The sequence below is a fragment of the Microbacterium hibisci genome (genome assembly GCF_015278255.1).
Classification (GTDB): domain Bacteria; phylum Actinomycetota; class Actinomycetes; order Actinomycetales; family Microbacteriaceae; genus Microbacterium; species Microbacterium hibisci.
This window is the reverse complement of sequence record NZ_JADIJC010000001.1, coordinates 224321-247730: the sequence shown is the minus strand read 5'-3', so window position 1 is coordinate 247730 and position 23410 is coordinate 224321. Positions and strand designations below refer to the sequence as shown.

The 23410-nt window shown below is 70.7% G+C and carries 21 protein-coding genes; 10 read left to right on the top strand and 11 right to left on the bottom strand.

Annotated features, from left to right (window positions below):
* Positions 1 to 243: 243 nt before the first annotated feature.
* Complete coding sequence (locus IM770_RS01165; protein WP_203579307.1) at positions 244 to 1218, top strand: COX15/CtaA family protein; 975 nt, start codon at positions 244 to 246, stop codon at positions 1216 to 1218.
* 93 nt (positions 1219 to 1311) lie between these two features.
* Positions 1312 to 1797, top strand: a complete 486-nt coding sequence (locus tag IM770_RS01160; RefSeq protein WP_203579306.1) for a dinucleotide-utilizing enzyme — start codon at positions 1312 to 1314, stop codon at positions 1795 to 1797.
* Positions 1798 to 1884: 87 nt separating this feature from the next.
* On the opposite strand, the gene IM770_RS01155 is transcribed toward IM770_RS01160, so the two are convergent.
* Positions 1885 to 2643, bottom strand: a complete 759-nt coding sequence (locus tag IM770_RS01155) for a hypothetical protein (protein ID WP_203579305.1) — start codon at positions 2641 to 2643, stop codon at positions 1885 to 1887.
* 158 nt (positions 2644 to 2801) lie between these two features.
* On the opposite strand from IM770_RS01155, the gene IM770_RS18125 reads away from it, so the two are divergent.
* The gene (locus IM770_RS18125; protein ID WP_203579304.1) at positions 2802 to 4709 is read left to right on the top strand and encodes a sensor histidine kinase; all 1908 of its coding nucleotides are present in this window, start codon (positions 2802 to 2804) and stop codon (positions 4707 to 4709) included.
* Positions 4697 to 5347, top strand: coding sequence for a response regulator transcription factor (locus IM770_RS01145; protein ID WP_203579303.1), 651 nt, complete (start codon positions 4697 to 4699; stop codon positions 5345 to 5347). Before IM770_RS18125 ends, IM770_RS01145 begins: the two co-directional genes overlap by 13 nt.
* Before the next feature lie 9 nt (positions 5348 to 5356).
* Here the strand turns inward: IM770_RS01145 and IM770_RS01140 are convergent, their stop codons facing one another.
* A complete protein-coding gene (locus IM770_RS01140) occupies positions 5357 to 6298 on the bottom strand; it encodes a heme o synthase (RefSeq protein ID WP_203579302.1) in 942 nt (313 codons plus the stop codon).
* 341 nt (positions 6299 to 6639) lie between these two features.
* Here IM770_RS01140 and tkt point away from each other — a divergent pair, with 341 nt between their 5' ends.
* From tkt to pgl, 6 genes are read left to right on the top strand one after another with little or no spacing between them, the layout of a single operon-like run.
* Positions 6640 to 8742 (top strand): transketolase, encoded by a 2103-nt coding sequence (tkt, locus tag IM770_RS01135; protein ID WP_203579301.1) that lies wholly within the window; start codon positions 6640 to 6642, stop codon positions 8740 to 8742.
* Between the two features lie 18 nt (positions 8743 to 8760).
* Positions 8761 to 9882, top strand: a complete 1122-nt coding sequence (gene tal / locus IM770_RS01130) for a transaldolase (RefSeq protein ID WP_203579300.1) — start codon at positions 8761 to 8763, stop codon at positions 9880 to 9882.
* On the top strand, positions 9879 to 11501 hold the full coding sequence (locus IM770_RS01125) for a phosphoglucose isomerase-related protein (protein WP_203579299.1): 1623 nt from the start codon (positions 9879 to 9881) through the stop codon (positions 11499 to 11501). Before tal ends, IM770_RS01125 begins: the two co-directional genes overlap by 4 nt.
* Before the next feature lie 15 nt (positions 11502 to 11516).
* Positions 11517 to 13067: a glucose-6-phosphate dehydrogenase gene (zwf, locus tag IM770_RS01120; RefSeq protein ID WP_203579298.1), complete on the top strand. Its 1551-nt coding sequence runs from the start codon at positions 11517 to 11519 to the stop codon at positions 13065 to 13067.
* Complete coding sequence (locus IM770_RS01115; protein WP_203579297.1) at positions 13064 to 14020, top strand: glucose-6-phosphate dehydrogenase assembly protein OpcA; 957 nt, start codon at positions 13064 to 13066, stop codon at positions 14018 to 14020. The genes zwf and IM770_RS01115 overlap by 4 nt, the downstream gene beginning before the upstream one ends.
* 36 nt (positions 14021 to 14056) lie before the next feature.
* On the top strand, positions 14057 to 14836 hold the full coding sequence (gene pgl, locus IM770_RS01110) for a 6-phosphogluconolactonase (protein ID WP_203579296.1): 780 nt from the start codon (positions 14057 to 14059) through the stop codon (positions 14834 to 14836).
* A 63-nt stretch (positions 14837 to 14899) separates the two neighbouring features.
* On the opposite strand, the gene IM770_RS01105 is transcribed toward pgl, so the two are convergent.
* The 9 genes from IM770_RS01105 to uvrC all read right to left on the bottom strand — a co-directional run bounded on the left by IM770_RS01105 (position 14900) and on the right by uvrC (position 23410).
* Complete coding sequence (locus IM770_RS01105; RefSeq protein WP_203579295.1) at positions 14900 to 15256, bottom strand: RNA polymerase-binding protein RbpA; 357 nt, start codon at positions 15254 to 15256, stop codon at positions 14900 to 14902.
* On the bottom strand, positions 15256 to 15504 hold the full coding sequence (gene secG / locus IM770_RS01100) for a preprotein translocase subunit SecG (RefSeq protein WP_045298839.1): 249 nt from the start codon (positions 15502 to 15504) through the stop codon (positions 15256 to 15258). Before secG ends, IM770_RS01105 begins: the two co-directional genes overlap by 1 nt.
* 139 nt (positions 15505 to 15643) lie before the next feature.
* Positions 15644 to 16435 (bottom strand): triose-phosphate isomerase, encoded by a 792-nt coding sequence (gene tpiA / locus IM770_RS01095; protein WP_203579294.1) that lies wholly within the window; start codon positions 16433 to 16435, stop codon positions 15644 to 15646.
* Positions 16426 to 17640, bottom strand: coding sequence for a phosphoglycerate kinase (locus IM770_RS01090; protein ID WP_203579293.1), 1215 nt, complete (start codon positions 17638 to 17640; stop codon positions 16426 to 16428). Before IM770_RS01090 ends, tpiA begins: the two co-directional genes overlap by 10 nt.
* Positions 17641 to 17645: 5 nt before the next feature.
* The gene (gap, locus tag IM770_RS01085) at positions 17646 to 18650 is read right to left on the bottom strand and encodes a type I glyceraldehyde-3-phosphate dehydrogenase (RefSeq protein ID WP_203579292.1); all 1005 of its coding nucleotides are present in this window, start codon (positions 18648 to 18650) and stop codon (positions 17646 to 17648) included.
* 103 nt (positions 18651 to 18753) lie between these two features.
* Entirely contained in the window at positions 18754 to 19380 is a 627-nt protein-coding gene (locus IM770_RS01080; protein WP_203579291.1) for a superoxide dismutase, read from the bottom strand.
* A gap of 153 nt (positions 19381 to 19533) precedes the next feature.
* Entirely contained in the window at positions 19534 to 20511 is a 978-nt protein-coding gene (gene whiA / locus IM770_RS01075; RefSeq protein WP_203579290.1) for a DNA-binding protein WhiA, read from the bottom strand.
* Between the two features lie 67 nt (positions 20512 to 20578).
* Positions 20579 to 21460 carry an RNase adapter RapZ gene (gene rapZ, locus IM770_RS01070; RefSeq protein WP_203579850.1) on the bottom strand — a complete coding sequence of 294 codons (882 nt, stop codon included), beginning with the start codon at positions 21458 to 21460 and terminating at the stop codon, positions 20579 to 20581.
* Positions 21461 to 21481: 21 nt separating this feature from the next.
* The gene (gene uvrC / locus IM770_RS01065; protein ID WP_203579289.1) at positions 21482 to 23410 is read right to left on the bottom strand and encodes an excinuclease ABC subunit UvrC; all 1929 of its coding nucleotides are present in this window, start codon (positions 23408 to 23410) and stop codon (positions 21482 to 21484) included.

The window sequence follows — 23410 nt, the reverse complement described above, 5'->3', positions numbered from 1 at the left end:
TCTCTCCGGTGGAGATACCGGAGGGGGGATGCCGCTTCTCGGGCCCTCTCAAGCGGCGCCGACCATCGCGCCTAGACTGTCAGTGGTGCGCGGCGCCCTGATGCGACTCGCTCAGTGCACGCGCCCGACCCCTCGATTCTACAGGTTCCGCCCCCACCCGGCCGCGCCGTGACTTTCCCGCCAGGGCAGTGACGCGTCGATCGGCGCGGCGCGCGGGGCCTCTCCCAGGAAGCGACGAGCAGCATGTCCGCGCAGCAGACCACGACCACGGCCCCGGGACTCGGCCAGCGCATCTGGCGGTGGCTCCCCGACCACGTCGACAAGCGGATCCGCGTCTTCGCGTGGCTGTCGTTCATCGCCGAGGTGACCATCATCGGCACCGGCGGCGCGGTGCGCCTGACCGGGTCGGGGCTCGGATGCCCGACCTGGCCGATGTGCACGCCGGAATCGCTCGTGCCGACCCCGGGCATCGACGAGGGCATCCACTCGCTCATCGAGTTCGGCAACCGGCTGATGACGGGCGTCGTCGGCCTCATCGCGCTGGCGGTCTGGATCCTCGTGCTGAAGATCCGCCGCGAGCGGCGCGACCTCTACGTCCTGTCGGTCGTCGTGGTGGGCGGCGTCGCCGCCCAGGCGATCGTCGGCGGCATCACGGTGCTCACCGGGCTCAACCCCTTCATCGTCGGGTTCCACTACGTCTCGTCGCTGGCGCTCGTCTGCGTCACGGCCGCATTCCTGGTGCGGATGTCGCAACCGGCCGGACCGCGTGCGCTCCTGGTGCCCCGCCGGCACGCGGTGCTCGTGCACGTCACGAGCCTCGCGATGGCCCTGACGATCGCCTTCGGCGTGCTGACGACCGGCGCCGGCCCGCACTCGGGTGACGCCGACGCCGGGCGCAACGGCTTCAACGCCGAGGTGCTCGAGCACGTGCACGCGTGGCCCGGCTACGCGCTCTTCGCGCTCACGCTCGCCCTGGTCTACGCCGGCTGGCGCGCGCGCGAGGCGGCGCCGGCCCTGCTGCGCTGGACGCTCATCCTGCTCGCCGTCGAGTTCGTGCAGATCGCCGTCGGTCTGTACCAGGCCCGCAACGGACTTCCCGAGTTCGCGGTCGGCGTGCACATGGTGCTCGCCGCGCTGGCAGCCGCGACGATGACGACGGTCGTGCTGCAGCTGAAGGCTCCCGTCGCGGCCGCGGCGGACGCCACCGCACACAGCTGATCCATAGCGACCGGATTGCGGCCGCACGGACTCCTTTGGGAGGGTGGGATGCCGCGGCCACACGGGTCGCGCATCCCGAGGAGTGATCGACACATGCCCACCCGTCCCCGTCTCATCAGCAGCATCCCGTTCTGGGGCCTCCTCGTCGTCTCGCTCGCGACGATCGCCGGCGGCTGGTACATCACCACCGACAAGCTCGGATCGATGACGACGACGCTGACCGACGGCTCCGCCACCGGTGTCGACGTGTACGTCGGCCAGTCGATCGCGCAGCTCGGCTCCATCCTGATCGGCGCCGGCATCATCGGCGTCCTGCTGACCCTGGCCGTCGCCGCGCTGTCGACGCTGCGCCCGCACCCGCCGGTCGAGGTCGTCGAGCCCATCGACTGGAACTCCGAGGCCGAGACCGCGGCCGAGCCGCAGGTCGCTCCCGCGCCTGCCGCCGCTGCCGCTGCACCCGCCGTCGCTGCGCCCGCTGCGGACGAGTCCGTGCAGGCGGAGAGCCCCGACATCGAGGTTCCGAGCGACCGCCCCGCTCCTTCCGCGGCCTCGGGCGAGCGCCCCGACGCCACCCGCTGAGCGCACCTGCTCCACGAGGCGGCACGCGATCGCGCGTGCCGCCTCGCTCTGCTCCGGCCCCAGAACCCGAGCGTCCCAGCCGCTCCCCTAGACGGCCTTCGCCGTGGGTTCCGCCTCCCCAGGCCACGGATCCCACTCCTGGTCGGGCATGCGGGCGATCACGATCGCGACGACGGTGAACGCCAGCGTCGTCAGCCCCCAGCCCAGTGTGACGTCGAGCAGGCGCGACGGGATGATGATCGCGGCGACCAGATGAATTGGCTGCGACACGATGAGGGCCCCCGCGATCCACCAGTTGACGATGCGCGCCCTCCCCAGGCCGACGCCCAGCAGGATCATCCCGACGATGTGGCCGACGACCCAGAAGCCGCCCGTGGCCGCGGCGATGCCGGACTCGGACATCGCGGTCGACAGCGCGACGATCTCATCGACGCTGTAGCCCTGCTGCCCCATCGTCAGCGCGAGAAGGTCGGGATTGCCACCCGCCGTCCAGTTCGAAAACGCCAGAAAAGTGATCCCGGCGCCGAGCGTCGCCAGCAGCGGCGCCCCTCTCCGCGAGACGAACCCGATGGCGAGGACGCCGAGCAGCATCGACGGCAGGCCGACGAGGCTGGGCCAGCCGATCACGGTCATCAGGGCGGGATTGTCGATCACCGCCTGTGCGATCGCCCGGGGGTCGTCGTCCGTCCAGTACGGCAGGACCCCTCTCAGCACGGTGATCGAGAGCGGCCCGATCGGCAGGGCGACGACGGTGATCCAACGCCATCCCCGGCGCCACCCGCGACCCCTCCGCTCGATCTGCCGGACTCTGACAGCAGCCGTGTCCGCTGCGGTTGAAGCGCTCACGCCGAAACCCCTCTCCGACCATCCCGCCGACCGGACCTCCCGGTGCGACGCATCGAATCTCCCACTCGCCTGCCGGGCGGGTCATCGAGGTCGACCACACGATCGAATGCGGGTTTTCCGCGATATCGGCGGCGGCCACGCGGTCCTAGTCTGGTCGCGTGAACCGGATCGGGGTCGTCGCCGCGATCGTCGCGGGGACCGCCCTGCCGCTTGGCGTCCTGGGCGTCGCCGGCGTCGCCGCGGCTGCGGATGGCGCCGCCTGGCTGATCTTCGGGTTCGCGGTGGCGATCCCCGCTCTGGTGCTGGGACCGGCCGTGGCGCTTCGCACCGGCAACGCCGTCGGCATCGCCCTCGCGGCCGCGGGCCTCGCCATCGTGCTCACGGTTGCGGGAGACGCCTACCTGCGAGGCGCCGCCCGGGCGGGACTGCCCACCAGCGTTGTCCTGGTCGCGATGAGCGCAGGAGCGTGGATGCTCCTCTTCGCGCCCTGGATCTGGGTGCTGCTGCTCTTCCCAACCGGCCGGCTCGAACGTCGCCTCGATCGCATCGTCGCGGCGACGATCACCGTGGTCGCGGTCGCTTTCGACCTGCTCGCGATCGTCGCACCGGCTCCCTATCCCGAGCCGTGGGAGGCGTCGCCCCACCCCTGGGGCGTCTGGGGGCCGGCGGATGTGCTCGCTCCGGCGCTTCTGCCGGTGTTCCTGGCGTGCCTGATCGCGGCGCCCGCCTCCGTGGTCCTGCGCTACCGGCGTGCGCGGGGGCCTGAGCGCCGGCAGCTGCGCTGGCTGTCGGTGGCCGCGTTCGCCGTCCCGTCCGCTCTCCTGTTCCTGTGGGTGACATATTTCCTGTTCGGCGGAGCCGAGGTCGTGCTGGTGGCCGTCGCGGTGTTCTGCGTGGCGATTCCGTTGAGCATCGGCGCGGCGCTGCTGACGGCGACGGACGCCGACGTCTGGATCGTGCGCGTGGTGTCGTGGTGCGTCCTGCTGCTGGCGCTCGTGGGCATCGTTGCCGGAGCGACCGCCCTCGGCGCGCGGATCCCGGGCGGTGCGGCCCTCATCGCGGCTGCCACCGCGGCGGTCGCCGTGCTCGGGACGATCGCCGGCCGTGCTCCTCTCGAGCGCGCCGTCGGCGCGGTCATCTTCCCCCGCACTGCGCGGACCGTGGACGAACTGCGGATCGCGCTGGAGCAGGTTCATCGTGGAGACACCCCGCCCGAGCAGGTGACCGAGATCCTCCGACGCGGGATGCGGGACCCGTCTCTGGTGGTCGAGTTCGCCGGCGACGCGGTCGCGACGGACCGCACCGTGACGCCGGTGACGCTCGCCGGATCGCGGATCGCGACGATCGCCGGACGCCCCGGCGCCGAGCTTGTGCCGCAGCGGGTGGTCGCCGCGGCGGCGCCGCTGATCGAGCTTGTGCGCCTGCGGGCCGAGCTGGCTCGCGCTCTGCGCGACGCCGAGCGCAGCCGCGCACGCCTCGTGCGGGCCGAGACCGAGGAACGCCGCCGGCTCGAGCGCGACCTCCACGACGGCGCGCAGCAGCGGCTGGTCAGCCTGGGCATGTCGCTCCGCCTCGCGCAGCGCCACGCCGTTCGAGGCGAACTCGACGTGGATCGGGCGCTCGACGACGCGATCACCGCGGTCGCGGCATCCGTCGCCGATCTGCGCGCCGTCGCGCACGGTCTCCGCCCGAGCAGCCTGGACGACGGTCTGCCCGCAGCGCTCGCCGACCTGTCCAGCACCGCCGCCGTCCCGGTCGAGGTCAATCTGCGCGGCGCGCCGATCCCCGACACGGTGGGGACGACCGCCTACTACGTCGCCAGCGAGGGCGTCGCGAACGCCGTCAAGCACGCACACGCCGCAGACGTGGCCGTGTCGGTCGAGCAGGATGCCGCCGCGCTCCACGTGCGTGTGATCGACAACGGCGGCGGCGGCGCGGCGGTGACGCCGGGCGGCGGGCTCGCAGGCCTGTCCGACCGCGTCCGCGCGATCGGGGGCACCCTGCGGGTGGATTCGCCGATCGGCGGCGGCACGACGCTCTGGGCGGAGCTGCCGTGCGCGTCGTGATCGCCGAGGACTCCGGGCTCTTCCGGGAAGGTCTGGCGGGGCTCCTCTCCGACGCCGGTCACGAGGTGGTGGGACAGACCGGCGACGCCGACGAAGCTGTCCGGCTGGCAGTGGAGGAGGCGCCGGACGTCGCGGTGCTCGACATCCGCATGCCGCCCGATCGCACCGACGACGGGGCGCGCGCCGCCTTGCGCATCCGCAGCGAGCGACCCGAGTTGGGGATCGTGCTGCTGTCTCAGCACCTCGAGTATCGCCACGCGCTGCAGCTCATCCCCTCCGGTCACTTCGGCTATCTGCTGAAGGACCGGGTGCTGGCCTTCGACGACTTCCTCGATGCCCTGGAGCGCGTGCGGAGCGGGGGCACGGCGCTCGACCCGGAAGTCGTCACCCGCCTGCTGGGCGCCCGCGCCGCCGAGGGGCGGCTCGCCCCGCTCACGCCGCGCGAGCGCGAGGTGCTCGGCCTCATGGCGGAGGGGCTGACCAACGCCGGAATCGCCGCGCGGCTCTGGCTCACCGAGCGCACCGTCGAGAGCCACGTCACGAGCGTCTTCACCAAACTCGGCATCGTCTCGTCCGAGACCGAGAACCGCCGGGTGCGCGCGGTCGTCGCTTTCCTGGAGGCGACGCGGCCCGCGTGACCCTCGCGATCAGAACGGCAGCAGCGGGTCGACCGCGATCGCGACGAACAGCAGGGTGAGGTACGTGATCGAGGCGTGGAACACGCGCATCGGCCGCGGCTCGGTGCCGCGGACGGCCCGGTTGTACAGAACGTGCGACTCGTAGATGAACCAGCCGCCGAAGACCAGCGACGACACGGTGTACACCAGGCCCATGTCTGCGACAGGGATGAGCAGCAGCGAGCACACCACCGTCGCCCACGCGTACAGGATGACCTGGAGTCCGACCTGCGAGCCCTCGCGCGTCGCGCCGAGCATGGGGACGTCGACCTCTTCGTACTGGTCCTTGTACTTCATCGACAGCGGCCAGTAGTGCGGCGGCGTCCACAGGAAGACCAGCGCGAACAGGATGACCGGGGGCCATGCGAGCGAGCCGGTCACGGCCGTCCAGCCGATCAGCACCGGGAAGCAGCCGGCGATGCCGCCCCACACGATGTTCTGCTCGGTGCGGCGCTTGAGGATCATCGTGTAGATCACGACGTAGAAGAAGATGGCGACGGCCGACAGCGTCGCGGCGAGCCAGTTCGTGGTGAGCCACAGCCACACCGTCGAGAACACCGCGAGCGACCACGCGAAGATCAGCGCACCCCGGGGCGACACTTCGCCGGTGACGAGCGGGCGGTTCACCGTGCGCTGCATGTGCGCGTCGATGTCGCGATCCAGGTACATGTTGAACGCGGCGGCCGAGCCTGCGCTAGCAGTGCCGCCGATGACGGTCGCGATGATGAGCCACAGGCTCGGGAACCCGCCCTGCGCCAGTATCATGACCGGCACGGTCGTGACCAGCAGCAGCTCGAGCACCCGCGGCTTCATCAGCGCGATGTACGCGCGGACGGTGCGACCGAAGGGCTGCCGAGACCGGCGGGTTCCGTCGAGGGATGCCGCGGCCCCGGCCGTCTTCGTGCTGTCCATGGCCCCCGCAATCGCCGCCTGCAGAATCCTCCCAAGTCTAGGGCATCGGCGTGTCGCGCCCCGCCCGCCGCAGACGCGGACGGCGCTCGGTCGAGGACATCACATCGCACGCGTGCTCGGCGTGAGCAGAACGTGACGCCCGCGACACCCGGACGTCACCGGCCGCGACCCGGCCTTCGCAAGACTCTGTCACATACACGGCTCGCATGGCCTGGGCGGCATACCGCTTCGCTATGCTGAGAAACACGCGCGCCCGTCGCCGATTTCCCCCTTCTCCATCCGGACAAGGGCCGCGAGACGGCCACCCTTTCTGGGCGCACTTCCTCGAGAAAGGCGGCCCGGTGTCGGAACTGCGTTGGGATGAGATCGATCGGCGCGCGGTGGACACCGCCCGCGTCCTGGCTGCGGACGCGGTCGAGAAGGTGGGCAACGGCCACCCCGGCACGGCGATGAGCCTGGCGCCGGCCGCGTACCTGCTCTACCAGCGTGTGCTGCGCCACGACCCCACGGACACCCACTGGATCGGTCGCGACCGCTTCATCCTCTCGGCGGGCCACTCGTCGCTCACCCAGTACGTGCAGCTGTACCTGGGCGGCTTCGGGCTCGAGCTCGACGACCTGAAGGCGCTGCGCACGTGGGGCTCGCTCACGCCCGGCCACCCCGAGTACGGGCACACCAAGGGCGTCGAGATCACCACCGGTCCCCTGGGTCAGGGTCTCGCCTCGGCCGTGGGCTTCGCCTACGCCGCACGCTACGAGCGCGGCCTGTTCGACCCCGAGGCGGCCGCCGGCACCTCGCCGTTCGACCACCACGTGTACGTGATCGCCGGCGACGGCGACCTGCAGGAGGGCGTCACCTCGGAGGCGTCGTCGCTCGCGGGCCACCAGGCGCTCGGCAACCTCATCGCCTTCTACGACTCGAACCAGATCTCCATCGAAGACGACACCAACGTCGCCTTCACCGAGGACGTCGCGAAGCGGTACGAGTCCTACGGCTGGCACGTGCAGGTCGTGGACTGGAAGAAGAGCGGCGAGTACGTCGAGGACGTCGCCGAACTCTACGGCGCGATCGAGGCCGCGCAGGGCGAGACGGCGAAGCCGTCCCTCATCATCCTCCGCACCATCATCGGCTGGCCCTCGCCCGGCAAGCAGAACACCGGCAAGATCCACGGCTCGGCGCTCGGCGCCGACGAGCTCGCCGCGACGAAGAAGGTCCTCGGGTTCGACCCCGAGCAGTCCTTCGTGGTCGCCGACGACGTGATCGCGCACACCCGCTCTCTCGCCGACCGCGCCGCCGAGCAGCGCGCCGCGTGGCAGGAGTCCTTCGACGCGTGGGCCGCGGCGAACCCCGAGCGCAAGGCACTGCTCGACCGCCTCGAGGCCGGCGAGCTGCCCGCGGACGTGGCATCCGCTCTCCCCTCCTTCGAGGCAGGCAAGGACGTCTCCACGCGCGCCGCGTCGGGCATCGTGATCAACGCGCTGGCCGCCGAGCTGCCGGAGCTGTGGGGCGGCTCTGCCGACCTCGCCGAGTCGAACCTCACCACGATCAAGGACGCCAAGTCGTTCATCCCCGCGGAGTGGTCGACGCACGAGTGGTCGGGCGACCCCTACGGCCGGGTGCTGCACTTCGGCATCCGCGAGCACGCGATGGGCGCGATCGTCAACGGCATCAAGCTGCACGGCCCCACCCGTCCGTTCGGCGGCACGTTCCTCATCTTCAGCGACTACATGCGCCCCGCGGTGCGTCTGGCCGCGCTGATGAACATCCCGTCGATCTTCGTGTGGACGCACGACTCGGTCGCGCTCGGCGAGGACGGCCCGACGCACCAGCCGATCGAGCAGCTGGCGACGCTGCGCGCCATCCCGAACTTCACGGTGGTGCGTCCGGCCGACGCGAACGAGACCTCGGCCGCGTGGCTCGAGATCGTCCGCCGCCAGGGCGGCCCCGCCGGCATCGCGCTCACGCGCCAGAACATCCCGGTGTTCGAGCGTGGCGACGGTGAAGCCTCGGGCGACGTCTTCGCGTCGACCGACGGCGTCGCGAAGGGCGCGTACGTCCTGGCCGAGGCGCCGAACGGCACGCCTGACGTGATCCTCATCGCGACCGGCTCCGAGGTGCAGCTCGCCGTCTCGGCGCGCGAGACCCTCGCCGCCGAGGGCGTGAACGCCCGCGTGGTGTCGGCGCCGTCGCTGGAGTGGTTCGACGAGCAGGACGAGGCGTACCGCGAGAAGGTGCTCCCCGCCGCCGTCAAGGCCCGCGTGTCGGTCGAGGCCGGCTCCGCGCTCACGTGGCGCGGCATCGTCGGCGACGCCGGCCGCTCGGTCGCCATCGACCACTTCGGCGCGTCGGCCGACTACAAGACCCTGTTCCAGAAGTTCGGCATCACCGCCGACGCCGTCGTCGAAGCGGCCCGCGAGACCATCGCGGCCGCGTCGGCACAGTAAGCACGAGGAGAAGGCAGCATGAGCACCCCCACTGAGAAGCTGGTCGCCGAGGGCGTGAGCATCTGGCTCGACGACCTGTCGCGCGAGCGCATCACGTCGGGCAACCTGACCGAGCTCATCTCGACGCGCAACGTGAGCGGCGTCACGACGAACCCGACGATCTTCCAGGGCGCGATCGGCGGCGGCGGACACTCGTACGCCGCGCAGATCGCCGAGCTCGCTGCGGCGGGCGCATCGGTCGACGACGCGATCTTCGCGGCGACGACCGACGACGTGCGCGACGCGGCCGACATCTTCCGCCCGGTCTACGACGCGACGAAGGGCGTCGACGGCCGCGTGTCGATCGAGGTCTCCCCCGACCTCGCCCACGACACCGACGCGACGATCGCCCAGGCCAAGGAGCTGTGGGCCACCGTCGACCGGCCGAACGTCCACATCAAGATCCCCGCCACCAAGGCGGGCCTTCCGGCCATCACCGCGGTGATCGCCGAGGGCATCTCGGTCAACGTGACGCTGATCTTCAGCCTGGAGCGCTACGCCGAGGTCATCGAGGCGTACCTCGCCGGTCTCGAGCAGGCGCAGAAGAACGGCCACGACCTCTCGCAGATCCACTCGGTGGCGTCGTTCTTCGTCTCGCGCGTCGACACCGAGGTCGACAAGCGCCTCACCGCCGTCGGCACCGACGAGGCCTCGGGGCTGAAGTCTCTCGCGGGCGTCGCCAACGCGCGCCTGGCGTACGAGCTGTTCGAGAAGGAGTTCGCGACCGACCGCGCGAAGGCGCTGACGGATGCCGGCGCCAACGTGCAGCGTCCGCTGTGGGCCTCCACCGGCGTCAAGGACCCGTCGCTTCCCGACACGCTGTACGTCACCGAGCTCGTCGCTCCGGGCACCGTCAACACCATGCCCGAGAAGACGCTCGAGGCGACCTTCGACCACGGACAGGTCGCCGGCGACACCGTCACCGGCACCTACGAGGCCGCGCACAAGGTGTTCGCCGACCTCGCCGCCGTGGGCGTCGACTTCGCCGACGTCACGCAGGTGCTCGAGGACGAGGGCGTCGAGAAGTTCATCGCGTCTTGGCACGACCTTCAGGGGACGGTCAAGACGGCGCTCGAGGACGCGCTCCAGGCGACCCGATGAGCTTCGACATCCACCTCTCGGGGCGGGTCAAGTCCGTCGTCGAGGCGACGCTGCCCGGGCTCGCCGCGAGCCTCGTGGCCTCCGGCATCACCGCCGGCGACGCGTCGCTGTGGGGTCCGGCGGCCGAGGCCGAGGCGTCTCAGCGCCTCGGCTGGGTCGAGGCGGTCAGCGTCTCGCGCCCGCTCGTCGCCGAGGTCCTGGCACTGCGTGAGCGGCTGCGTTCCCGCGGCGTCACCCGGATCGTGCTCGCCGGCATGGGCGGCTCGTCGCTCGCGCCCGAGGTGATCACGCAGACGGCCGGTGTGCCCCTGGTGATCCTCGACGCGACGGCTCCGGGCCAGGTGCTCGCCGCCATCGACGGCGACGCCCAGGCCGGCGACCTCACGCGGACGGCGCTGGTGGTCTCGTCGAAGTCGGGCTCCACCGTCGAGACGGATTCGGCCAAGCGCGCGTTCGAGGCCGCGTTCCGCGACCTCGGCATCGACCCCGCCGAGCGGATCGTGGTCGTGACCGACCCCGGCTCGCCGCTGGACGAGCAGGCCCGCGCCGACGGCTACACGGTGTTCAACGCCGACCCGACGGTGGGCGGCCGCTACTCGGCGCTCACGGCCTTCGGCCTCGTGCCGGCCGGCCTCGCCGGCGCGGACATCGCCGAGCTCCTCGACGAAGCGGAGGCGTCGCTCCTCGAGGTGTCGATCGACAGCCCCGACAACCCGGCGCTCGTGCTCGCCGCCGCCATCGCGGGCGGCGAGCCCCGCAAGGACAAGCTCGGTCTCGTCACCGACGGCACCCACATCGTGGGTCTGCCGGACTGGATCGAGCAGCTCGTCGCCGAGTCCACCGGTAAGGACGGCACCGGCATCCTGCCCGTCGTCCTCCTCCCGGTCTCTCCCGAGGTCGACGCGCCTCCGGCCGATCTCCAGGTCGTGCGGTTCGTCGACGAGGCGAAGAAGTTCCACCTGTTCGAGCACCACGAGGGCGAGATCCTGGTGAGCGGCTCGCTCGGCGGCCAGTTCGTCGTGTGGGAGTACGCGACGGCGATCGCGGGACGGATGCTGGGCATCAATCCCTTCGACCAGCCCGACGTCGAGTCCGCCAAGGACGCGGCGCGCGGACTGCTCGAGGCACGCCCGGAGCCGACCGCGCCGGCGTTCGCGGCGGAGGGCGTCGAGGTGCGCGTGTCGGACCCCGAGCTCGCGGCATCGGGTACCGTCGCGGGCGTGCTCGACGCGCTGTGGGCGCGCCTGCCCGAAGACGGCTACGTCGCGATCCAGGCCTACGTGAACCGCCTCGAGCTGTCGCAGCTCGCGGGCCTGCGCGAGCTCGTGGCCGCCGACTCGGGTCGCCCGACCACGTTCGGGTGGGGGCCGCGATTCCTCCACTCGACCGGTCAGTACCACAAGGGCGGTCCCGCCAACGGCGTGTTCCTCCAGATCCTCGAGCAGACCGACGTCGACCTCGAGATCCCCGGCCGGCCCTTCACGTTCGGCCAGCTGATCCAGGCGCAGGCCGCGGGCGACGCGGCCGTGCTCGCCGAAGGCCACGGCCGTCCCGTCGTGACCCTGACCCTCACCGACCCCCAGATCGAAGTGCTCTCGCTCTTCGAAGCGGCCCAGTAGGAGTTCGAGCCCCACATGACCGTCGAGATCTCGCGCGGGCACAACCCGCTGCGCGACCCCGAAGATCGTCGCCTCAACCGCATCGCCGGTCCGAGCGCGCTCGTCATCTTCGGCGTCACGGGAGACCTCTCCCGCAAGAAGCTCATGCCCGCCGTCTACGACCTCGCCAACCGGGGCCTGCTGCCTCCCGGTTTCGCGCTGGTCGGCTTCGCCCGGCGCGACTGGGCCGACCAGGACTTCGCCCAGGTCGTCTACGAAGCGGTGCGCCAGCATGCGCGCACCGAGTTCCGCGACGAGACGTGGCAGCAGCTGCTGCAGGGCATCCGGTTCGTCTCGGGCGAGTTCGACGACCCGGACGCGTTCCGCCGGCTCAAAGAGACCGTCGACCGCCTCGACACCGAGCGCGGCACGATGGGCAATCACGCGTTCTACCTGTCGATCCCGCCGAAGGCGTTCCCCCTCGTGGCGGAGCAGCTGAAGTCGTCGGGTCTCGTGGACGACACCGCCGATCAGCCCGACCGCTGGCGCCGCGTCGTCATCGAGAAGCCGTTCGGTCATGACCAGGAGTCCGCACGCGCCCTGAACGACGTGCTGCGCTCGGCGTTTCCTACCGACTCGATCTTCCGCATCGACCACTACCTCGGCAAGGAGACGGTCCAGAACATCCTGGCGCTGCGCTTCGCGAACGAGCTGTACGAGCCGATCTGGAACCGCAACTACGTCGACCACGTGCAGATCACGATGGCCGAGGACATCGGCGTCGGCGGCCGCGCCGGCTACTACGACGGGGTCGGCGCGGCGCGTGACGTCATCCAGAACCACCTGCTGCAGCTGATGGCGCTCACCGCCATGGAGGAGCCCATCTCGTTCGATGCGGCCGACCTCCGCGCCGAGAAGGAGAAGGTCCTCGCGGCCGTCACGCTCCCGGAGGACCTCGAGCGCGCGACCGCCCGCGGCCAGTACGCCGGCGGCTGGCAGGGTGGCGAGAAGGTGCTCGGCTTCCTCGAAGAGGACGGAATGAACCCGCGCTCGACGACCGAGACGTACGCGGCCGTCACCCTCGAGGTGAACACGCGCCGCTGGGCCGGCGTGCCGTTCTACCTCCGCACCGGCAAGCGCCTCGGCCGCCGCGTCACCGAGATCGCCGTCGTCTTCAAGCGCGCCCCCGAGCTGCTGTTCTCGCGCAGCCAGACGTCGGGCCAGGGGCAGAACGCCCTCGTGATCCGCGTGCAGCCCGACGAGGGCGTCACCATCCGGTTCGGCTCGAAGGTGCCCGGTGCCGGCGCGCAGGTGCGCGACGTGACGATGGACTTCGGCTACGGCCACGCCTTCACCGAGGCGAGCCCCGAAGCCTACGAGCGACTCATCCTCGACGTTCTGCTGGGCGACCCGCCGCTGTTCCCGCGGCACGAAGAGGTCGAGCTGTCGTGGAAGATCCTCGACCCGATCGAGAAGTTCTGGGACGCCCAGGGCGGACCGCTCGAACAGTACTCACCCGGGTCGTGGGGCCCGGACTCCGCGGACGAGATGCTCGCCCGCGACGGACGGAGCTGGAGGCGCCCGTGATCGTCGATCTTCCCGACACCACCGTCAGCAAGATCTCTCGCGCACTCGTCAACGTGCGCGAGGAGGGCGGCGCGGTCGCCCTCGGCCGCGTGCTGACGCTCATCATCCTCACCCGCGAGGGAGCGCTCGAAGAGGTCATCGAGGCCGCGAACGACGCGTCGCGGGAGCACCCGATGCGCGTCATCGTGCTGATGCTGAACGACGGCTACGACGACGACCCGCGCCTGGACGCGCAGATCCGCGTGGGCGGCGACGCCGGCGCGAGCGAGGTCGTCACGCTGCGCGCCTTCGGCGACGCCGGTCACTCGAACCTCGAGAGCCTGGTGACCGGCCTGCTCCTCCCCGACGCGCCCGTGGTGGTGTGGTGGCCCAACCGCACGCCCGACGACATCTCCAAGACGTCGATCGGCCGCATCGCGCAGCGCCGCATCACCGATGCCGCGACCAAGTCCGACCCGTCGGCGTTCGTCGCCGGACTGGGCGGACAGTACGCGCCGGGCGACACCGACCTCGCCTGGACGCGTCTCACCCGCTGGCGCGAGCAGCTTGCGGCGATCCTCGATCAGCCGCCCTACGAGCCGGTCGTCGGCGTGCGCGTCCGCGGCGCGTCGGACTCGCCGTCCACCGCCCTGCTGGCAGCGTGGCTGCGCCTCACGCTGGACGTGCCGGTGGACTGGGCCTATCTCGACCCCGAGGAGTGGCCGCACGGCATCAAGTCGGTGGCGCTCGTCCGCCAGAGCGGCGAGGTGCTCCTGGAGCGCCCGTCCCCCGGCGTGGCGATCCTCACCCAGCCCGGGCAGCCGACCCACGACCTGGCCTTCCCGCGCCGGACGCTGCGCGAGTGCCTCGCCGAGGAGCTCCGTCGACTGGACCCGGACGTCCTGTATGGTCGAGTGATCACCGAGGGCTGGGAGCTGCTCAACCCCCGGGCGACGAAGGAGACGCAGGCCTGATGAGTGCGACGCGGGTGACGGACGGGATCCGAGCGAATGCCTGAAGGCTGGGCCGAGAAGCGCGTCATCATCAGTCCGGATCCCGCTGAGCTCGCCGCATCGGTCGCGCCGCGGTTCTTGAGTCGGGTCGCCAAGCGGGTCGACGAGGGCAAGCTCGCCCACGTCTCGCTCACGGGCGGCTCGATGGGCTCGGCCGTGCTCGCGGCCGCCGCCCGGAGCCCGCGCGTCGAGCAGATCGACTGGTCGCGCGTGCACTTCTGGTGGAGCGACGAGCGGTGGGTGCCCCTCGGGCACTCCGACCGCAACGACGGCCAGGCGCGCGAGGCGCTGCTCGACCGTCTCGAGATCCCGGCGGAGAACATCCACTCGACGCTGGCAAGCGACAGCGGCACCGAGCTGGATGCCGCAGCCACCGCGTACGCCGACGAGCTGGCGCAGTTCTCCAGCAGCGAGGGCGCGTGGCCGTCTTTCGACGTCTGCTTCCTCGGAGTGGGTCCCGACGGACACATCGCCTCGCTGTTCCCGGATCGCCCGGAGATCCAGATCACCGACCGCGCCGTGGTCGCCGTTCGCGAATCGCCCAAGCCGCCGCCCGAGCGCATCACCATGACGCGCCCCGTCATCAACAGCTCCAAGCGGGTCTGGCTGGTGCTCGCCGGCACCGACAAAGCGGCCGCCCTGGGCCTCGCCCTCGCCGGCGCGAGCTACGAGAGCGTTCCGGCGGCCGGCGCGAAGGGCCGCAAGCGGACGACCTTCTTCGTCGACCGTGCCGCCGCCGCCCAGGTGCCCCCGGACCTCATCGACCGGGAGTACTGACGCCCGAACATACGAGAAGAGCGGATGCCGAGGCATCCGCTCTTCTCGTATTTTAGGTCCGCGTCAGTCCTGGCCGCGGCGCTCGCGCAGCTGCTTCAGGGCGTCGTCGAGGAGGGTCTCGGCCTCTTCCTCGGTGCGGCGCTCCTTCACGTAGGCGAGGTGCGTCTTGTAGGGCTCGGTCTTCGCCACCGCGGGCGGGTTCTCCTTGTCGCGACCGGCGGGGAGGCCGGAGTGCGGCGAGTCGATCGTGTCGGGGATCTCCTCTTCGGGGATGCCCGCCGCGAAGTAGCGCACGGTCTCGTTGCCCAGGGCGTCCCAATACGAGATCGCGATGCGCTCGGCGTGGAATCCGTGGTCCTGCTCGCCCATCGGACCGGCACCGACGCGGGTGCCGCGGATCGCGTTGCCTCCGGTGGCCATCAGAGAGCCTGGAACTTCGTGATCAGGCCCAGGGCCACGATGGACGCGAACCACACCAGCGCGAGAACCACGGTGAAGCGGTTGAGGTTGCGCTCGGCGAGGCCGGACGAGCCGAGCGCCGACGTCATGCCGCCGCCGAACATGTCGGACAGGCCGCCGCCGCGCCCCTTGTGGAGCAGGATGAGGAGGGTCAGCAGGAGGCTCGTGATGCCGAGAAGCACCTGCAGGACGAACTCGAGGATCTGCACAGTCGTTGAAGCCTTTCGCTGCGATCATTCGCCGATCGCACAAGGGTCAAGTATAACGGGCAGGTCGGTCGACGCTTCGACAGGCTCAGCGACCGAATCGGAAGGACCCCGGCTCCGGTCCTGAGCCTGTCGAAGAGCGTCAGACGCCGACGTGCTTCTGGTAGCGGATGATCGCCGCGAACTCGTCGACGACGAGGCTCGCACCGCCGACGAGGGCGCCGTCGACATCGGGCTCGCGCATGAAGCTCGCGATGTTCGCGGCCTTGACCGAACCGCCGTACAGCACGCGCGTGCGCGCGGCCGCGTCGGCGCCGAGCTTGTCGGCGATGACCTCGCGGAGCGCGGCGCAGACCTCCTGCGCCTGCTCGGGCGACGCGACCTGGCCGGTGCCGATCGCCCAGACCGGCTCGTACGCCACGACGAAGTCGGCATCGGCGGACACGCCCTCCAGGGCCACCTCCAGCTGACCGACCGACACGGCGGTGGGGCCGGACTCCTCGCGCTGCGCCAGCGTCTCGCCCACGCAGATCACGGGCACGAGCCCGTGCTTGAGCGCGGCCTTCACCTTGGAGCCCACGACCTCGTCGGTCTCGGCGTGGTACTGCCGGCGCTCGGAGTGGCCGATGATCACGTACCGCGCGTCGAGCTTCGCCAGGAACGCGCCCGACACCTCACCGGTGTACGCGCCGGAGTCGTGCGACGAGATGTCCTGGGCGCCGAGGGCGAACGGGATCTTGTCGGCATCGAGCAGCGTCTGCACCGTGCGCAGGCCGGTGAAGGGCGGAAAGACCGCCACCTCGACCGAGCCGTCCTCGTGCTTGGCGTCCTTGAGGGTCCAGTGCAGCTTCTGCACGAACGCGACCGCCTGCAGGTGGTCGAGGTTCATCTTCCAGTTGCCCGCGATCAGCGGGGTGCGGCTGCTCACTGCCATCCGAGGACCTCCAGTCCGGGGAGCTTCTTGCCCTCGAGGAACTCGAGGCTGGCGCCGCCGCCGGTCGAGATGTGACCGAAATCGTCGTCGGCGAAGCCGAGCTGACGCACGGCCGCGGCGGAGTCGCCGCCGCCGACGACCGACAGGCCCTCGACCTCGGTGAGCGCCTGAGCGACGGCCTTGGTGCCCGCGGCGAAGGCGGACATCTCGAACACACCCATGGGGCCGTTCCAGAACACGGTCTTCGACCCGCGCACGGCGTCGGCGAAGATCGCGGCCGTCTCCGGACCGATGTCGAGCCCGAGGCCCGAGGCGCCGAACGCCGTGTCCTCCAACGCGGTGGCAGGGGCGACGACGTGCTCGGCGTCCGCCGAGAACGAGGCGGCGACCACCGCGTCGACGGGAAGCACGAGCTCGACGCCGCGTTCCTTCGCGGTCGCGATGTAGCCCTTCACGGTGTCGAGCTGGTCCTGCTCGAGGAGGCTCGAACCGACCTTGTGGCCTTCGGCCGCGAGGAAGGTGAACATCATGCCGCCGCCGACGAGAAGCCGGTCGACGCGCGGAAGCAGGTGCTCGATGACGCCCAGCTTGTCGCTGACCTTGGAGCCGCCGAGCACGACGGTGTACGGACGCTCCGGGTTCTCGGTGAGGCGGTCGAGAACGTCGACCTCCTTCTCGATGAGGAAGCCGGCGGCCGACGGCAGGATCTCGGCGAGGTCGTAGACCGACGCCTGCTTGCGGTGGACGACACCGAAGCCGTCCGAAACGAGCACGTCGCCGAGGGCCGCGAGCTCTTCCGCGAAGGCGCGGCGCGCGGCTTCGTCCTTGGCGGTCTCGCCCGCGTTGAACCGCAGGTTCTCGATCACCGCGACGTCGCCGTCCTCGAGGGCGGCGACGGCTTCGTGCGCCGACTCCCCCACCGTGTCGCGCGCGAACGCGACCGGCTTGCCGAGCAGCTCCGACAGTCGCTGCGCGACCGGCTCGAGGCTGTACTTCGGGTCGGGAGCGCCGTCGGGGCGACCCAGGTGGGAGCAGACGATGACGCGTGCGCCCTGGTTGATCAGGGCGTTGAGCGTGGGGAGCGTGGCCCGTACACGGCCATCGTCCGTGATGACCGCGTCCTCGAGGGGGACGTTGAGGTCAGCACGGACGATGACACGCTTGCCGGCCAGCGAACCCAGCGTGCTGAGGGTGCGCAGAGCCATGGGGATCAGAGCTTCGAGGCGACGATCTCGGTGAGGTCGACGAGGCGGTTCGAGTAGCCCCACTCGTTGTCGTACCAGCCGACGACCTTGACCTGGTTGCCGATGACGCGCGTGAGGCCGGCGTCGAAGATGCAGGAGTGGTCGTCGGTGACGATGTCGCTCGAGACGATCTCGTCCTCGGTGTACTTGAGGATGCCCTTGAGGGGGCCCTCGGCGGCGGCCTTGTAGGCGGCCTTGATCTCGTCGACGGTGACCTCGCGCTCGAGCTCGACCGTGAGGTCGGTCGCCGAGCCGGTGGGGACGGGCACGCGCAGCGCGAAGCCGTCGAGCTTGCCCTTGAGCTCGGGCAGCACGAGGCCGATGGCCTTGGCCGCACCGGTCGAGGTCGGCACGATGTTCAGGGCGGCGGCGCGGGCGCGACGCAGGTCGCTGTGCGGGCCGTCCTGGAGGTTCTGGTCGGCCGTGTAGGCGTGGACCGTCGTCATGAGGCCCTTGACGATGCCGAACTCGTCGTTCAGCACCTTCGCGAGGGGCGCGAGGCAGTTCGTCGTGCACGAGGCGTTCGAGATGATGTGCTGCGTCTCGGGGTCGTACTGGTCGGCGTTCGCGCCGATGACGAACGTGCCGTCCTCGCCGCTGGCGGGAGCCGAGATGAGGACCTTCTTCGCACCGCCGGCGATGTGCTTGCCGGCGTCGGCGGCCTTGGTGAAGCGGCCGGTCGACTCGATGACGATGTCGACGCCGAGCTCGCCCCAGGGCAGGTTCGCGGGGTCGCGCTCCTCGAAGACCTTGATGGTCTTGTCGCCGACGGTGATCGAGTCCTCGGTGTACGAGACCTCCTCGTCGAGGCGACCGAGGATCGAGTCGTACTTGAGGAGGTGGGCGAGCGTCTTGTTGTCGGTGAGGTCGTTCACCGCCACGATGTCGAGGTCCGCACCCTGCGCGAGAGCCGCGCGGAGGTAGTTGCGTCCGATTCGGCCGAAGCCGTTGATGCCGATCTTGACAGTCACGGAGTTTCTCCTGAGATGTGTCGTGCGCGAGTGCGCGGTTGGTGCGATGCGAACGAGGACAACGGCGTCCCGGCGGGCTGTCCCACCGGGACGGCCGCGCCTACTAGGACAGTACCAGCAGGCCCGAGGTCTTCTGGCGGGCGGCGTCGAGACGCTGGGCGACGTTCTGCCAGTTCGCGATGTTCCACACCGCCTTGACGTAATCGGCCTTGACGTTGAGGTAGTCGAGGTAGAAGGCGTGCTCCCACATGTCGAGCTGGAAGATCGGGACGGTGCCCTGCGCCGTGTTGCTCTGCTGGTCGAAGAGCTGCTGGATGATGAGCTGCTCGCCGATCGGGTCCCAGCTGAGAACCGCCCAGCCGGAGCCCTGGATGCCGGTCGCAGCGGCGGTGAAGTGCGCCTGGAACTTGTCGAAGCCGCCGAAGAACTCGTCGATGGCGGCGCGCAGCTCGCCGTCGGGCTCGCCGCCGCCCTCGGGCGACAGGTTGGTCCAGAAGATCGAGTGGTTGACGTGGCCGCCGAGGTTGAACGCGAGGTCCTTCTCGAGCTTGTTCACGTTCGCCAGGTTGCCGGTCTCGCGCGCCTCGGCGAGCTGCTCCAGCGCGGTGTTCGCACCGGTGACGTACGCCTGGTGGTGCTTGCTGTGGTGCAGCTCCATGATCTTGCCGCTGATGTGCGGCTCGAGCGCGGCGTAGTCGTAGGGGAGGTCGGGCAAGGTGTACTTCGCCATGTTCTCTTCTTCCTGTCGGCGCGCGCCGAATCCCCGGCGCAGCGAGGGTGACGGATTCATCCTAGTGAGCGGCAACGCGCTCGCGCCGGGGTTGCTTCCCACTGTGACGTGTGGAAGACGGATGCCGCGGGCCGCGGCATCCGTCGTCGAGAATCAGTCCTCGATACCCGCCGGAACCGCGGACTCGGTACCGGGAAGCCCTTCGGCCTCGGCCTTCTTGTCGGCCATTGCGAGAAGGCGCCGGATGCGGCCGGCGACGGCGTCCTTCGTGAGCGGCGGGTCGGCGTGGTGCCCGAGTTCGTCCAGGCTCGCGTCGCGGTGCGCGAGGCGCAGGTCCCCGGCCTGACGAAGGTGGTCGGGCACCTCGTCGCCGAGGATCTCGAGCGCGCGCTCGACGCGCGCACAGGCGGCCACGGCCGCCTGCGCCGAGCGACGCAGGTTGGCGTCGTCGAAGTTGACGAGGCGGTTGACGCCCGCGCGCACCTCGCGGCGCTGGCGCATCTGGTCCCAATCGGCGGCGGCCCGCACGGCCCCCATGGCTGCCAGTGCCGCGCGGATCGCCTCGCCCTCGCGCACGACGACACGCGGGATCCCGCGCACCTCGCGCGCCTTGCCCGCGATGCCGAGCCGGTGCGCCGCACCCACGAGCGCCATCGCCGCCTCGGACGACGGGCAGGTGATCTCCAGCGCTGCGGAGCGGCCGGGGTCGCTCAGCGTGCCGGCGGCGAGGAAGGCGCCGCGCCAGATCGCGGCGAGGTCGCCGCGCGAGCCGGTGGTGAGCTTGTTCGGAAGTCCGCGGACGGGGCGGCGGCGCTGGTCGAGCAGACCGGTCTGGCGCGCCAGCGTCTCACCGCCCTCGATGACGCGCACGGCGTAGTGGCTGCCGGTGCGGGCGCCCGAGCCCTGCACGTGCACCAGTTCGGGGCGCACGCCGTAGAGCTCGACGAGATCGCGCGCGGTCCGGCGGGCGAGGATGTCGGAATCGAGCTCCGCCTCGACCGCGACGCGGTTCGCGATGGAGTGCAGGCCGCCCGAGAATCGCAGCAGCGACGTGAGTTCGGCCACCCGCGCCGTCGGGCGCGGGTCTCGCACGGTGATCAGCTCGGCCTTCACGTCAGCGGTCAGCGACACGGGTCTCCTTACGAGGTCTTTCGGGAACGACCGTCAAGCCTACCCGGCCGGTCCGGCCGGGAAGCCCTCACTCTCGGCCGAGGTCGCGGTGAGTGATCCGCACGGCCACGCCGGGCACCGCCGCGAGGCGTTCGGCGAGCTCGCGGACCATGACCACCGAGCGGTGCTTACCCCCGGTGCAGCCGACGGCGACGACCGAATGGCTCTTGTTCTCGCGCTGGTAGCCCTCGAGCACGGGACGCAGCGCCCGGCTGTAGGCCTCGAGGAACTCGCTCGCACCCTCCTGCGACAGGACGTAGTCGCGCACCTCGGCGTCCTCGCCGGTGAAGGGCCGCAGCCGCTCGTCCCAGAAGGGATTCGGGAGGAAGCGCATGTCGGCGACGAGGTCCGCGTCGGGCGGCAGGCCGTACTTGAAGCCGAAGCTCTGCAACGTGAGCGTGTGCCGAGCCTGCCCCTCCTCCGTGAAGAGGTCGGCGACCTTCGTGGCCAGCTGGTGGATGTTGTATGCCGACGTGTCGATGATGATGTCCGCGCCTTCGCGCACCGCCGCCAGCCGCTCGCGTTCCCGCCGGATGCCGTCGAGGATCGTGCCCTCGTCCTGCAGCGGATGGGGACGCCGCACCGCCTCGAAGCGGCGGACGAGCACGTCGTCGGAGGCATCCAGGAACATCACCCGGATCTGGCGCCGCTCGCGCAGCGATCGCATCGCGTTCGGGAGGTCGGAGAACAGGTCGCGCCCGCGCACGTCGACCACCACGGCAACGCGCGGCAGCACTCCCCCGGCGAGCTCGGTGAGGTCGAGCAGCGGCTTGAGCATCTGCGGCGGCAGATTGTCGACGACGTACCAGTCGAGATCCTCGAGGGCGTTCGCCGCCGTCGATCGCCCGGCGCCCGACATCCCCGTGACGATCAGCACTTCTCCGACGTCCTGACTCGCCGCCTCGCCCATGATCACCCCCGTGCCGCCAGCCTACTCACTGGAGACGGATGCCGGTTCCGCGAGGTGGCCGTGGATCGCGGCGGCCAGCTTCGGCCCGACGCCGGGAAGCTGTGCGATCTCGTCGGGCGTGGCCTTCTTGAGCGCCGACACCGATCCGAAGTGACGCAGCAGCGCCTTGATGCGCGCCTCGCCCAGACCCGGGATCTCGGCCAGCACGCTCTGGATGTCGCGACGCCGCCGCCGGCGCTGGTGGGTGATCGCGAACCGGTGGGCCTCGTCGCGGAGCCGCTGCAGCAGGTAGAGCGCCTCCGACGTCCGCGGGAGGATCACGGGGTACTCCTCCCCCGGCAGCCAGACCTCCTCGAGACGCTTGGCGATGCCGCACAGCGCGACCTCCTCGTGCCCGGCGTCGCGGAGCGCACGGGCGGCCGCCTCGACCTGCGGCTTGCCGCCGTCGACGACGAGCAGCTGCGGCCGGTACGCGAAGCGCGCGCGACGCCGCTCCGTCACGACCGTGCCGTCGGCGGTGGCGCCGCGTGCGGCATCCGTCTCGGTCTCCTCCGGCCGGTCGAGGTAGGCCAGCCGCCGCCGGAGCACCTGGTAGAGCGAGTCGGTGTCGTCGGTCGTCTCCTCGACCTTGAACGAGCGGTACTGGTCCTTGCGGGGCAGGCCGTCCTCGAAGACGACCATCGAGGCGACGACGTTGGTGCCGCTCAGGTGCGACACGTCGAAGCACTCGATGCGCAGCGGCGCCTCGGCGAGGTCGAGGGCCTCCTGCAGGTCGGTGAGCGCCTGCGTGCGCGCGACGTAGTCGCTGGTGCGGCGGGTCTTGTGCAGCATGAGCGCCTGCTGGGCGTTGAGGCTCGCCGTGCGCATGAGGTCGGCCTTGCGTCCCCGCTGCGCCACCTGGATGGTCACGCCCTTGCCGCGTCGAGCCCGCAGCCACTCCTCGAGATCGGCGGCGTCCTCCGGCATGGCCGGAACCAGCACCTGCCGCGGGATGTCGGCTCCCGCGGCGTTGCCGTACGTGCGCTGGAGGACCTGATCGACGAGGTCGCCGCCGGAGATGTCGATCTCCTTCTCGATCGTCGTGGCGCGCACACCGCGCACGCGGCCGCCGCGGATGACGAAGTGCTGGACGGTGGCCGCGAGCTCGTCCTCCGCGATCCCGAACAGGTCGGCGTCGGTGTCGGCGGCGAGGACGAGGGCGCTGCGGTTGAGCACCGCGTCGATCGCCTGGAGCCGGTCGCGATACGTGGCGGCGGCCTCGTAGTCCATCGCGGCGGAAGCCTCGCGCATGCGCGCGGTGAGCTCCTTCGTGAAGCGCTGGTCGCCGCCGGCCATGAAGGCGACGAAGTCGTCGACGATCGCCCGGTGCTCCTCGATCGTCACCTTCATCGAGCACGGCCCGCCGCACCGGCCGATCTGGCCGGGGAAGCAGGGCCGACCGGTCGCCATCGCCTTCTTGTACGACGAGTCGCTGCAGGTGCGGATCGGGAACACCTTGATCATCAGGTCGATCGTGTCGTGCACCGCCCAGACCTTCGGGTACGGGCCGAAGTACTTCGCACCGGGGATCCGGCGGTTGCGGGTCACGATGACGCGAGGCGCCTCGTCGGCGAGCGTGATCGCCAGGAACGGGTACGACTTGTCGTCGCGGTAGCGGACGTTGAACGGCGGGTCGAACTCCTTGATCCACTGGTACTCGAGCTGGAGCGAGTCGACGTCGGTGGCCACGACCGTCCACTCGACCGATGCGGCGGTCGTGACCATGCGTCGCGTGCGCTCGTGGAGCGTGTGCAGCGGTGCGAAGTAGTTGGACAGGCGTGCGCGCAGGTTCTTCGCCTTGCCGACGTACAGCACGCGCCCGTCCGCGTCGCGGAAGCGGTACACCCCCGGATTGGTGGGGATCTCGCCGGCCTTGGGCTTGTACGGAACGGTGGGTGCGGTGCGCGCCAT